This is a genomic window from Nonomuraea longispora, from assembly GCF_004348345.1.
In the GTDB taxonomy this organism is placed as follows: Bacteria; Actinomycetota; Actinomycetes; order Streptosporangiales; family Streptosporangiaceae; genus Nonomuraea; species Nonomuraea longispora.
The window spans coordinates 19,660-32,277 of the sequence record NZ_SMJZ01000011.1; the positions used below are offsets into that span (position 1 = coordinate 19,660).

Annotated in this window: 10 protein-coding genes; 5 read left to right on the forward strand and 5 right to left on the reverse strand. The window is 73.0% G+C overall.

Annotated features, from left to right (window positions below; genetic code table 11):
* Window positions 1-85: 85 nt before the first annotated feature.
* Window positions 86-1,435, forward strand: coding sequence for an aminotransferase class I/II-fold pyridoxal phosphate-dependent enzyme (locus E1267_RS05085; protein WP_132330270.1), 1,350 nt, complete (start codon window positions 86-88; stop codon window positions 1,433-1,435).
* Between the two features lie 42 nt (window positions 1,436-1,477).
* Here the strand turns inward: E1267_RS05085 and E1267_RS05090 are convergent, their stop codons facing one another.
* Entirely contained in the window at window positions 1,478-4,429 is a 2,952-nt protein-coding gene (locus tag E1267_RS05090; RefSeq protein WP_132330272.1) for a bifunctional [glutamine synthetase] adenylyltransferase/[glutamine synthetase]-adenylyl-L-tyrosine phosphorylase, read from the reverse strand.
* A 75-nt stretch (window positions 4,430-4,504) separates the two neighbouring features.
* The gene (locus E1267_RS05095; RefSeq protein WP_132330274.1) at window positions 4,505-5,185 is read right to left on the reverse strand and encodes a type 1 glutamine amidotransferase; all 681 of its coding nucleotides are present in this window, start codon (window positions 5,183-5,185) and stop codon (window positions 4,505-4,507) included.
* Window positions 5,186-5,312: 127 nt separating this feature from the next.
* Here E1267_RS05095 and E1267_RS05100 point away from each other — a divergent pair, with 127 nt between their 5' ends.
* On the forward strand, window positions 5,313-6,488 hold the full coding sequence (locus tag E1267_RS05100; protein WP_220449344.1) for a mandelate racemase/muconate lactonizing enzyme family protein: 1,176 nt from the start codon (window positions 5,313-5,315) through the stop codon (window positions 6,486-6,488).
* A gap of 45 nt (window positions 6,489-6,533) precedes the next feature.
* On the opposite strand, the gene E1267_RS05105 is transcribed toward E1267_RS05100, so the two are convergent.
* Window positions 6,534-7,247 carry a PaaI family thioesterase gene (locus E1267_RS05105; protein ID WP_132330278.1) on the reverse strand — a complete coding sequence of 238 codons (714 nt, stop codon included), beginning with the start codon at window positions 7,245-7,247 and terminating at the stop codon, window positions 6,534-6,536.
* A gap of 496 nt (window positions 7,248-7,743) precedes the next feature.
* On the opposite strand from E1267_RS05105, the gene E1267_RS05110 reads away from it, so the two are divergent.
* Window positions 7,744-8,370, forward strand: a complete 627-nt coding sequence (locus E1267_RS05110; protein ID WP_132330280.1) for an AAA family ATPase — start codon at window positions 7,744-7,746, stop codon at window positions 8,368-8,370.
* Between the two features lie 102 nt (window positions 8,371-8,472).
* Here E1267_RS05110 and glnA read toward each other — a convergent pair whose 3' ends face one another.
* Window positions 8,473-9,834 carry a type I glutamate--ammonia ligase gene (gene glnA, locus E1267_RS05115; RefSeq protein ID WP_132330282.1) on the reverse strand — a complete coding sequence of 454 codons (1,362 nt, stop codon included), beginning with the start codon at window positions 9,832-9,834 and terminating at the stop codon, window positions 8,473-8,475.
* Between the two features lie 188 nt (window positions 9,835-10,022).
* Between glnA and E1267_RS05120 the strand changes: the two genes are divergently transcribed.
* Window positions 10,023-10,568: an EF-hand domain-containing protein gene (locus E1267_RS05120; RefSeq protein WP_132330284.1), complete on the forward strand. Its 546-nt coding sequence runs from the start codon at window positions 10,023-10,025 to the stop codon at window positions 10,566-10,568.
* Window positions 10,569-10,600: 32 nt separating this feature from the next.
* Entirely contained in the window at window positions 10,601-11,599 is a 999-nt protein-coding gene (locus E1267_RS05125; protein WP_246063483.1) for a terpene synthase family protein, read from the forward strand.
* Window positions 11,600-11,630: 31 nt separating this feature from the next.
* On the opposite strand, the gene E1267_RS05130 is transcribed toward E1267_RS05125, so the two are convergent.
* Window positions 11,631-12,596 carry an ArsR/SmtB family transcription factor gene (locus tag E1267_RS05130; protein WP_132330288.1) on the reverse strand — a complete coding sequence of 322 codons (966 nt, stop codon included), beginning with the start codon at window positions 12,594-12,596 and terminating at the stop codon, window positions 11,631-11,633.
* Window positions 12,597-12,618 lie beyond the last annotated feature (22 nt).

Genomic DNA, 12,618 nt, shown 5'->3' on the forward strand with positions numbered 1-12,618 from the left:
GCGATGAACCATATGTTCAGGGGAAAGGTGAACACAAGACGATCTTTGTTGCTGAACAAAGATTTGCGGAACTCATGGGGGTGGAGTGGACGCCGCATGGCTGGCGGAACGCATCGGCGAACCGAGCGCACGCGGGATCGCGACCGTCCTGACCGATCTGATCAGGGAGGGCACGGTGACCGCCGACACCCGCCTGCCCACCGTGCGCGCCCTGGCCAGGGAGCTGAGGGTCAGCTCCGGCACCGTCGCCGAGGCGTGGTCGGAGCTGCGCCGGCACGGCATGATCCGCACCGACCGCCGCAGGGGCACGGTGGTGCTCGGCCCGCCCGACGTGCCGCGCCCCATCCGGTACGAGCGCATCGGCCACTTCGGCGACCGGCTGGCCATCGACCTGGCGATCGCCTCCCCCGACCCGGCGCTGCTGCCGCCGCTGGAGGCGGCGCTGTCCGCAGCCGCACACGCCGACCGGCTCAACGACTACACGCGCGAGACGATCACCCCACGGCTGCGCGCCGCCGTGGAGCCGGACTGGCCGTTCCCCGCGCAGGGCTGGCTCGCGGTCGGCGGCGGCTACGAGGGCGTGCAGCTCCTCTGCCAGACCGCGGCGCTGCCCGGCGACCGGATCGCCATCGAGGAGCCGACGGCCGCGCGGCTGCTGGACATCCTGGAGACGATCGGCGTGCAGATCGTCCCGGTCGCCTGCGACGAGGACGGCCCGCTGCCCGGCGCACTGGCCAAGGCGCTGCGGGCCAGGCCGGTGGCGTTCGTCTACCAGCCGCGCGGCCAGTCGCCCTGCGGCCACGCCGTCACCCCTGAGCGCTCCGCCGAACTGGCCGCCCTGCTGGAGCCCACGGCGACCCTCATCGTCGAGGACGACGGGATCGGCGCGCTGTCGGTCTCGCCGACGGTGAGCATGGGAGCGCGGTTCCCCGACCGTACGGTGCTGGTGCGGTCGTACTCCAAGTCCCACGGCCCCGACCTGCGCATCGCGGTCGTCGGCGGGGCGGCAGAGGCCGTGGAGCGGGTGCGCGTGCTGCGCAGCTTCGGCACCGGCTGGACCAGCAGGATCCTCCAGGACGCGCTGGCCCACCTGCTCGACGACCCCGGGACGCGGGCCGGCGTCGAGCGCGCCCGCGCCGCCTACGCCGGGCGGCGTGCGCGGCTGGCCGCGGAGCTGTCCGCCCGCGGCGTGCGCACGGGCGGGCGCGACGGCCTGGTGTTGTGGGTGCCGGTACGCGACGAGCCCGCGGCCCTGGTCACCCTCGCGGCGCACGGGATCTCGGCGGCCCCGGGCAGCCGCTACGTCATCGGCCCCGTGCCCGCCCACCACCTGCGCCTGGCCACCGCCCGGCTCACCGACGACCCCGGCGAGCTCGCGGAGCTGGCCGACGTGATCGCGCTGGCGGCCACGGGCTCGCTCGGCGCCCCGCCCTGATCCCCGTTCCGTCAGGGACGTCCCGCGGACGCCGGTGGCCCGTCACGCGTAGAAGACGCGCTCCATCACCTGCCGGGCGCGGCGGGTCACCCGGCGGTAGTCGTCGAGGAAGTCCTCCGAGCCGTCCGGCGGGTAGCCGAGCGCCTGCGCGATCAGGGCGCGCTCCCTCGAGTCGCGCGGCACGCTGTCGCCCGGCCGCGCCTTGACCAGCATGATCGCGTCGCGGATGCGGGAGGCGAACCGCCACGACTCGGCGAGCACCTCCTCGTCCGCAGGATCGAGCAGCCCCTCGGACACGGCCGCGCGCAACGCCTCCAGCGTACGGGTGGTGCGCAGGGCAGGCAGGGCGCCCGCGTGGCGCAGTTGCAGGAGCTGGGCCACCCACTCCACGTCGGACAACCCGCCGGGGCCGAGCTTGGTGTGCAGGGCCGGGTCCGCGCCGCGCGGCAGCCGCTCGGCCTCCATGCGGGCCTTGAGCCGCCTGATCTCCCTGACGGCGTCGTCGCGCAGGCCGTCCTGCGGATAGCGCAGCTCGTCGGCCATCGCCACGAACGCGGCGCCCAGTTCCGGGTCGCCGGCCGAGAACCTGGCCCGCAGCAGCGCCTGCGCCTCCCACGGCGACGACCAGCGCGCGTAGTAGGCGCGGTAGGAGGCCAGCGTGCGCACCAGCGGGCCCTGCCGCCCCTCCGGCCGCAGGTCGGGGTCGATGGCCAGCGGCGGGTCGGGGGCGGGCAGCGACAGCAGCCTGCGCAGCTCGTTGGCCACGGCGTGGGCGGCGTCGGTGGCCTCCCGCTCGTCCACGCCCGGCAGCGGCGAGTGCACGAACATGACGTCGGCGTCGCTGGCGTAGGAGCACTCCATGCCGCCCAGCCGGCCCATGGCGATGATGGCGAACGAGGTGGGCGGCGCGGAGGTGCCCAGCGCGGCGTGGAGCGCGGCCTGGAGCGCGGCCTGGAGCGCGGCCTGGAGCGCGGCCTGGAGGGTCACGTCGGTCAGCCGCGACAGCGCCGTGCCCACCGTCTCGATGTCGACGAGCGCGAAGATGTCGGCGACGGCCGTACGGAACAGCTCCTTGCGCCGCAGCGCCCGCACGGCCGAGACGGCGGTCTCCGGGTCGCCCGCGTGCCGCGACACCGCGGCGGACGCCTCGCCCAGCAGCGACTCCCGCGAGCGCACGGCCAGCTCCTCGTCCGAGCCCAGCATCGCCACGGCGTCGGGCGCGTGCATGAGCAGGCCGGTCGCGTAGCGGCTGGTCCCGAGTACGCGCGCCATCCTGGCCGCCACCGCCGTCTCGTCGCGCAGCAGCCGCAGATACCACGGCGTGCTGCCCAGCTTGTCGCTGACCTGCCGGAACCCCAGCAGCGCCGCGTCCGGGTCGGGCGTGTCGGCGAACCAGCCGAGCATGACCGGCAGCAGCGTGCGCTGGATCGCGGCCCTCCTGGACACCCCCGTGGTCAGCGCGGCGATGTGGCGCAGCGCGCCGGTGGGGTCGTCGTAGCCGAGCGCCTCCAGCCTGGCCGCCGCCGCCGACGCCGACAGACGCGCCCCCGACTCCGGCAGCCGGGCCACGGCCTGCAGCAGCGGGCGGTAGAACAGCTTCTCGTGCAGCCGCCGCGCCTCCATCGCGTGCCGCCGCCACCTGGCGGTGAACTCCCCCACCGGGTCGGCCTGCATTCCCATCGCCCGGCCCAGCCGGCGCAGGTCGGCCTCGTCCTCCGGCACGATGTGCGTACGCCGCAGCCGGTGCAGCTGCAGCAGGTGCTCGACCTGGCGCAGGAACGTGTACGCCTCCGCCAGGCCGCGCGAGTCGTCACGACCGACATAGCCGCCGCGGGAGAGCGCGGCCAGGGCGGGCAGCGTGCCCCTGCGGCGCAGCAGCGGGTCGAGCCTGCCGTGCACGAGCTGCAGCAACTGCACCGCGAACTCGATGTCGCGCAGCCCACCGGGACCCAGCTTGAGCTGGCGCTCGCCCTCGGCGCGCACGTGCGACTCCACCCGGCGGCGCATCGCCTGCACGTCCTCGACGAAGTGCTCGCGGGTGGCCGCCGACCAGACCAGCTCGTTGACCGCCTCGACGTAGGCCGCGCCCAGCTCCAGGTCGCCGGCCACCGGCCGGGCCTTGAGCAGCGCCTGGAACTCCCACGTCTTCGCCCAGCGCCGGTAGTAGGCCAAATGGCTGGCGAGCGTGCGCACCAGCGGGCCCGACCGGCCCTCCGGCCGCAACCCGGCGTCCACCTCCCACAGCGAGCCCTCGGGGGTGGTCGTGCTGCAGGCCCGCATCATGGCCTGGGCCAGCCGGGTCGCCGAGCGCAGCGCCTTGGCCTCGTCGGCGCCCTCCCTGGGCTCCGCCACGAAGACCACGTCGACGTCGCTGATGTAGTTGAGCTCGCGGGCGCCGCACTTGCCCATGCCGATCACGGCCAGGCGTACGTCTGCGGCGTCGACCTCGGCCCGCGCGATGGCCAGCGCGGCCTCCAGCGCCGCGCCCGCCAGGTCGGACAGCTCCGCCATGACCTCCGCAGGCGTGGCCTGGCCGGTGAGGTCGCGCGCGGCCAGGTGCATCAGCCTGCCGCGGTAGGCCACCCGCAACGCCGTCAGCGCGTCGGCCGGCGGCGTGCGCGCCTCGCACCCCGGATCGGCGCCGACCGCGCGGAGGAGCTCTTCGCGCGGGTCGCCCAGGCGGGGCTCGGCCAGCAGAGCCACCTGCTTCGGGTGGCGTACGAGGTGTTCGCCGAGCGCCGCGCTGACGCCGAGCACGGCGACGAGCCCGGCCCTCAGCTCGGCGTTCTCCCGGAGCACGCGGGGCACGGACGGCTCTCGCTCGGCCAGGCGGGCCAGCGAGGCCAGCGCCAGGTCGGGGTCGGCCACGTCGACCAGGGACTCCAGCAGGTCGTCCAGCTCGCCTCCCGCCTGGCCGACGAGCCTGGCGGCCCTGGCGCCGTCGGCGAAACCGAGCTTGGCGAGCCTGGCGGCGGTGGATTCGATCCTGGGCACCCCTCCATAGTGGCAGTTCCCCCACCGCGGGCCGTAGCAGGCTCTCTGTCGTTTCGGCCGGTGGCCGCACACCAGTCAGCGGGCGGAGGTCCGCACCACGTCCGCGAACGCCCTGGCCACCGGACGCCAGATCGCGACGAGGTCGCTCTCGGCCTCCTTGACCTCCGTGTTCAGCTCCTCGGCCCCTTCCAGGGCCGTCTCCCTGGTCCAGGACGCGAAGATCTCCGGTGTGGCCTCCGGGTGGAACTGCACCGCCCACGCGGCCTCGCCGAGCCGGTAGGCCTGGTGGGGGTAGGGCGAGCCGGTCATCAACGGCACCGCGCCGTCGGGCGGCCGCGTGATGACGTCCTGGTGGTACTGGACGGCCACGGCCGTGCCGATCCCGGAGAAGAGCCGGTCGGAGGCGGCACCGGGCAGGGCGCGCACCTCGCGGGCGCCCACCTCCAGCCCGTGGGAGCCACGCTCGACGGCTCCGCCGCAGGCCATGGTCAGCAGCTGCGCCCCCAGGCAGATCGCCAGCGTCGGCGTGCCCTCCTCGGCCGCCCGCCGCAGCAGGTCTCGGGTGGCGGGCTGCCAGGGGCTGCGCTCGTCCTCCCACGCGGCCGCCGCGCCGCCGAGCACGATCAGCCCGTCTCCCGGGCGTGCGGGGACCTCGTCGCCCAGGTACGGCCGTACGACGTCGCAGTCGAGTCCCAGCCAGGCCTCCAGGTGTCCGAGCCCGGCGTCGGCCTCGTGCTGGATGACGGTAACGCTCATACCAGCCCATTATCCGGAAATTTCGGAGCAAGATGCTACATGTCGGGAGGAACCGTCCGGGTCGGCGGCACGTTTGAACGCCTGCCCGGCCGCGCATATCCGGTCTGAAGCACCGGAAGGGGAACTCGTGAAGATCGTCGCTCTCGAGACCGTACGGCCCGCCGTACAACCCAACCTGCTGTTCGTCCGCCTGCACACCGACACCGGGCTGACCGGGCTCGGCGAGGCGTTCTTCGGCGCGCGGACGGTGGAGGCGTACCTGCACGAGAGCGTCGCCCCCGTCCTGCTCGGCCTGGCCCGTCCCACGCCGGAACGGGTCGCCCGCCTGCTGACCCCGTACACCGGCTACCAGGGTTCCGGCGCGGAGACGCGCGGCAACGGCGCGGTCGACCTGGCCCTGTGGGACCTGCTCGGGAAGGCCGCCGGGCTGCCGCTCGTCGACCTGCTCGGCGGCGCCGTCCACGACGGCATGCCCATCTACAACACCTGCGCGGGACCCGGGTACATCGCCGTCTCGACCCGGCAGGAGAGCGGCAACTGGGGCCTGGCCGCCGGCCGGTACGAGGACCTGACCGCCTTCCTCACCGACCCCGCCGGGCTCGCCCGTGACCTGTGTGAGCAGGGGATCGGCGGCATGAAGGTGTGGCCTTTCGACGGCGCGGCCGAGCGCACGGGCGGAGCCGGCATCTCCCGGGCCGACCTGGAGCAGGGGCTCAAGGTGGTCGAGGCGATCCGGGAGGAGGCCGGCATGGACATGAAGCTGATGGTCGAGTTGCACGGCCTGTGGAGCCGGCCGGCCGCCGAGACGATCCTGGGCGCGCTGGAGCCGTACCGGCCGTTCTGGGTGGAGGACCCGCTGCGCCCGGACGCCACCGACGCCTACGCCCGCCTCGACTCCCCCGTGCCGATCGCGGCCGGCGAGACGTGCGTCGGGCGGCGCGGCTTCAAGCCACTGCTCGACTCGGGCGCCGTCGACGTCCTCACCCTCGACGTCCAGTGGACCGGCGGGCTGAGCGAGGCCCGCAAGGTCGCCTCACTCGCCGACGCCTACGGCGTGCCGGTGGCGCCGCACGACTGCACCGGGCCCGCCACACTGGCCGGCTGCGTGCATTTCGTGTGCGGCCAGCCCAACGGGCTCATCCAGGAGACGGTCAGAGCCTTCCTGCACACCTGGTACGGCGAGCTCGTCACCGGCCTGCCGGTCATCGTGAACGGCGTCGTCACGCCGGGCCGCGAGCCCGGCCACGGTGTACGGCTGCGCGAGGGCGACCTGGCCGCGCAGCGGCACGTCTCCCGCCTGTGACCGCGATCCCCCTCAGGCGGGCCGCGCGCCGGTGACGGCGTGGTGTCAGCGTGAAGCGATCCAGGTGGCGCGGGCGGCGGCCACCAGGGTGCCGTCGTCCTCGTAGATGGCGCTCTGCCCGAACATCTTGCGCCCGTCGCGGCCGGTCGGCCGGGCCACCACGGAGTAGCGGCCGCCAGGGTGGACCGGGCGGTGGATCTGCACGGCGAGCCGCCCGAGCAGCGCGGTCTCCCCCGGGCCGAAGTGGGCCCAGCCGGTGATGCAGTCGAGCACCGCCCCGACGATCGAGGCCCGAACGCCGTCCTCGCCCGTCACGGTGAACGGCACCCGCCATCCGGCCGCCACCATGTCGGTGCCCTCCACGGGCCCGGGGAAGATGCGCAGGCCGTCGCCGGGCTCGCGCATGCCGCAGGCGAAGCACTCGGCGAACGGGTGCGCCCGCAACCCGACGAACCCCGCCTCGGCGCGGGCGGCGTCGGTGAACGGCACGAAGCCGGGCCCTTCCAGGTCTTCCGCCACGGGGATCGCCTCGACCAGGAGCCGCTCGCCGTGGGAGAGGGAGACGGAGTTGGCCACGTGTTCGAGGCGCAGCTCGGTCTCCAGCGGGGTGGGAGCGTGGAGTGTGACCTCGACGGCTGATCGGCCACCGTTCAGGGCCTCCGCCATGGTGCCCGCTATCCAGCCGCCGTTGGCGATCCCCACCGGGCCGCGGAAGCGCTCGGGAACGGTCAGCACGGTCTGCAAGGCAGCCGTCGTCATGCCACACCCTCCTATATCGCCGCCTATGGCGAAGAGTCCGTAAATGTCAATAGAAGCAGGCCGATTTTAACCAGACTCCCGATTCCCGCAGATGCCGGGGGTCTCGCGGCTGATCGACACGACCTACAACGCCTTGACGAGGTCCGTTGCTTCCCACCGGCCGCGCGGTCACGCCTGCCAGGGACGTTAGGTGTCTCACATCGCGCGGACGTGAGCGGGAAGTGAGAAGGAACGAAAATCGGCCTCACCCCGGACCACTGCCGGGAGTGAGGCCGATCAAGGCGTCAGGCCGTACCCTATCCCGGCTTCTCCGCCTCCCGCGACCAATCCGCCGATACCGGCCGCAAGCCACAGGTCGTCCCGTCCGGCTTACTCTCACGACATGCCTGGCCTCCAGGACGCGCGTCACGGCCCGGCGTCCGCCAGTGTGCAAGGCACGCGGTCCCCTCGCCCGAAGGGCACGGGACGGGTATGTTGATCATGCGGGGGTGGGCCTGTGCGGGGCGCGAGATTACGGTTCCCGCCCGGATCCCTGGTCATCCTGACCGGGCTGCCGGGCGCCGGCAAGACGACCCTGCTCCGCCGCCTGTACGCCCTGAGCGGCACCGAGAGCGGGCCCGTCACGGTGGGCACGGCCGTGGTGATCGACTCGGCGCAGGCCAAGCGGCACTGGCACGGCAGGCTGCGCCGGGTGCCGGGCTCGGTGCGCCGCGCCCTGGTGTTCGCCACCCATGTGGGCCGCATCCGGCGGGCGCTCACCGGCGGGCGTTCGGTCATCGCCCACAACCGCGGCTGCGGGCCGTACGTGCTGAGGGGGTTCGCGTGGCTGGCGCGGCGGCACCGGACCCGCCTGTACCTGCTGCTGCTGGACGCGTCGCCGGAGGCGGCGCTGGCCGGGCAGCGGACCAGGGGCCGGGTGGTGGCGTCGCGCACGTTCGCGCGACACCAGCGGCGGTGGGCCGGTCTGGTGGCGCGGGTGAAGAACGGAGATCCCGGGCCCGCGGCGGGCGCGCTCATCGTCGACCGCTCGGAGGCGGCCCTGCTGGAGGCGATCACCTTCGACGACGGCGAGCGCCCGCGGGAGATCCGGACCATCGGGTCGGCGCCCGACCACGACGGGTGACCGCGGGACATCCCCAATCGCGGTCATGCCGATCCGCTCCGGGGGTTCGCGCCCGCTGAGGGCGGGCCTACCCCTCTGCGCCGCGCGGGCGAACAGGCCCCTTCACAACACGGGCAGGTAGCGGCCGAGCTCGAACTCGGTCACGGTGCGGCGGTATTCGTTCCACTCGGCCCGCTTGTTGCGCAGGAAGAAGTCGAAGACGTGCTCGCCCAGTGTCTCGGCCACCAGCTCGCTGCGTTCCATGACGGCGATCGCCTCGTCCAGCGACCCGGGCAGCGGCTGGATGCCGAGGGCCCGCCGTTCGGCGCTGGTCAGCGTCCACACGTTGTCCTCGGCGGCGGTGGGCAGCTCGTAGCTCTCCTCGATGCCCTTCAGTCCGGCGGCCAGGATCAGCGCGAACGACAGGTAGGGGTTGCACGCCGAGTCGAGCGAGCGGAACTCGATGCGCGTCGAGCCGCCCTTGTGCGGTTTGTACATCGGCACCCGGACCAGCGCGGAGCGGTTGTTGTGGCCCCAGCACACGTAGGAGGGCGCCTCGCCGCCCTGGCCGGCGATGAACTCGGCACCGCCCCAGAGCCGCTTGTAGGAGTTGACCCACTGGTTGGTGATGGCGGTGATCTCGGCGGCGTGCCTGAGCAGCCCGGCGATGAACGAGCGCCCGATCTTGGACAGGCGGTAGTCGACGCCGGCTTCGTAGAAGGCGTTGCGGTCGCCCTCGAACAGCGACATGTGGGTGTGCATGCCGGAGCCCGGGTGCTCGGTGAACGGCTTGGGCATGAACGAGGCCCAGATGCCCTGCTCCAGCGCGACCTCCTTCATGACCAGGCGGAAGGTCATGATGTTGTCGGCTGTGGTGAGCGCGTCGGCGTAGCGCAGGTCGATCTCCTGCTGGCCGGGCGCGCCCTCGTGGTGGCTGAACTCCACCGAGATGCCCATCGACTCCAGCATCATGATCGCCTGGCGCCGGAAGTCGTGGCCGGAGCTGTGGGGGGTGTGGTCGAAGTAGCCGCCCGAGTCGATCGGCTCGGGCCGCCCGCCCGGCTCCGGCCGGTTCTTCAGCAGGAAGAACTCGATCTCGGGGTGGGTGTAGAAGGTGAAACCCATGTCGGCGCACTTGGCGAGCGTGCGCTTGAGCACCCAGCGGGGGTCGGCGTGCGACGGCGAGCCGTCGGGCATGAGGATGTCGCAGAAGATGCGCGCCGCGCCCGGCGTCTCGCTGCGCCAGGGCAGGATCTGGAACGTGGCCGGATCGGGCTTGGCCAGCATGTCGGACTCGTAGACGCGGGCGAAGCCCTCGATGGCCGAGCCGTCGAAGCCGATGCCCTCGGCGAAGGCGCCCTCCAGCTCGGCGGGGGCTATCGCGACGGACTTGAGGAAGCCGAGCACGTCGGTGAACCACAGCCGGATGAACCGGATGTCGCGTTCCTCGAGCGTGCGGAGCACGAACTCCTGCTGGCGGTCCACGGCATCCCCTCAAGACGACAGTACGGGTCTCGTACCCAGGATGCCGTGTCCGTGTTTCGCACACGTTACGAGGGGTGCCGGTGAGGGCGACCGGGGGGCCGCCGGGGAACAAGCCGGTGCGAGCCTCGCTGACAAAGGGCCCGCCCCGACTTACTGTGATCACGCAGTCAGTCTCGGGGGAGGCATTGGTGGCTATCGACCTGCTCAATCACAAGCTCGATCGAGCGTTCGACCACATCGACGCGAACGGCAACGGCGTCGTCGAGCGTGAGGACCTGCTGGGTCTGGGCGCCCGCATTCTGGTGGGCTTCGGGGAGTCCCCCACCTCGGTCACCGGGGCGAGCCTCGTCGGCAGCTTCGACGGCATCTGGTCGACCTTGTCGCTGGCGCTGGAGCGCGACGGAGACTCCGGTGTCACGCGGGAGGATTTCCGTAAGGGGATGACGGCGGCGTTCGTCACCGGCGACCGTTACGACCCGGTGTTCAGGCCGGCGACGGTGGCGGTGGCGGAGTTGTGCGACGCCGACGGCGACGGGAATGTCGGCCCCGCCGAGTTCCGCACGCTGTTGTGCGCGTTCGGCGTGGCCTACGACGACGTGGACGAGGCGTTCGACCGGCTCGACCGGGAGGGCAGGGGCACGCTCACCGTGGACGGGCTGGTCAGGGCCGCTGCCGAGTACTACAGGAGCGACGACCCCAACGCCGCGGGCAACTGGCTCTTCGGGCCGCTGTGAGAACCCCGGTGAGAACGACCGTGAAGACGACGGTGAAGACGACCGTGAACACCACCACGAGCACCACCGTGTTCGCCACGGTGCGCACCGCGTTGCGTTCGGCCCTGACGTCCATGCTGCCCCTGCCGCGCAGGGGCGGCTCGGCCGCCGTGGCGCTGCTGCCGCTGACCGAGCGGGTGCCCGCGATGGCGGCGCCGTGCCGCATGCACCCGGCCGTGTACGCGATCGAGGCCGCGGTCATCGACTGGGCCAGGCGCACCGGCCTGCGCGCCGATCCCGGCGTCGGGTTCCACCGGATGGCGGGCCGGGCCTTCGCCGAGTTCGACGCGGCCGCGGCGGCGTTGTTCGCGCAGTGGCTGACGTGGCTGTTCCACCTGGACGACGAGTTGGACGAGGGGTCGTGCCGGCTCGACGTCTTCGACGGCATGCTGAGGGGCGCGGCCGGCCACCCGCTGGAGGCGGCCTTCGCCGACCTGTGGCGGGTGACGAGCGCGCGGATGAGCGACCGGTGGCGGTCGAGGTTCGCGGTGGGGTTGCAGCGCCAGCACGACGCCTGCCGTACGGAGGCCGACAACAGGGCGGCCGGCCGGATGCCGACGCTGGAGGAATATCCGGAACTGCGCAGGGGCACGGTGGGGCCTTACCTGTACGACCTGGTGGAGCCGTGCCTGCGGGTGGAGGTGCCGGGCTGGGTCCATGACGGCGAGCCCTGGCGCCGGCTGGTGGACGCCTGCAGCGACGTCACGGCCTGGTGCAACGACGTGGCCTCACGGCCGAAGGAGCGCGGCGACGTGCACAACTTCGTCGTGCTCGCGATGCGCCAGCTCGGGTTGGGCGAGCGGGAGGCGACCGCGTGGGTGCTGGACCGGATCGCCGACCGATGTCAGGACATGCAGGAGGCGGCCAGGCTGCTGCCGCTCGCCGATCTCGCGCCGAAGGCCGCCAGGGACGTCAGCAAGGTCGCCTGCGCCTATCTGGCGGCGCCGCGCGCCCACCTCGACTGGCTCATGGAGTCCCAGCGCTACGCCTGACCTCACCGCGGTCGGACGTTGCGCCGGGTTGTCACGAGCCGCCGCACGCGAGCGTGTCGCCCGTGGGGGTGCGGCGGTAGACGACCTGCTTGCCGACCCGCATCCCGACCGTGAGCCCGCTGCCGCTGAGCACGCCGAGGTGCTGGCTGACCGCGCCCGGGGTGAGCGACATGCGGGCGGCCAGGGCTGAGGTGGTGGCGGGCTCGGCGAGCGCGAGCAGGATCTGCGCCCTGCTCCGCCCGATCAGCGCGGCGAGCGCGCCGGGCGCGGGCGGCGGGCCCTGCTCCCACAACGTGCCCGCGCCGAGCACGGGATAGACGAGCATCGGCTGGTACGGCGCCGTGATCACCCCGACCGACGGCCACCAGAACGCGCTGGGCACCAGCACCAGGCCGTCGCCGCGCACGCCTTCGACCGCGCACCACGGCCGGTCGATGACCAGCCGCTCCCCCGTCCAGGTGACGCCGGGGTCGAGCGTGGCGAACAGCCGGCGCGCGCCTCCCTCGGCCAGGTGGCGGGAGCGGCGCAGCACGTCGCGTTCCAGCAGCCCGTACACGCGGGGCCAGAACTCCGCGAAGCACGTCTCCCAGTACGCCTCCAGCGCCCGCGCGATCCTCGCCACGCCGGCCTCGGGGTCGGCCGTGAACCGCTCGATCACCGCCCGGTCGGTCCCCTCGATCCGCAGGGCCTCCCGCCGGGCCGTCTCGGGCAGCGTACGCCTGACCCGGTCGAGTTCGGCGGCGAAGTCGGGCAAGGGCGTGTCGGGCGGCGGGGTGATGAAGTCGGCGAGGTAGCCGGTCGGCGGGACGAGCGCGAACAGCTCGCTCAGGTCGAGCCCGGCCAGCCGGGGCCGGACGGCCTTGATCCAGGGCAGGTGGAGTGACTGCCGGGCGGGTTTCTGGAGGGTGCGCAGGCTCGCGACGAGCTCCCACATGGGGGAGAACGCGAAACGGATGCGGGCGACGTCCTCCGGCGTGAGCACCCAGGTGACCGTCATGGTTTTAGTGTGCCCTAAATCG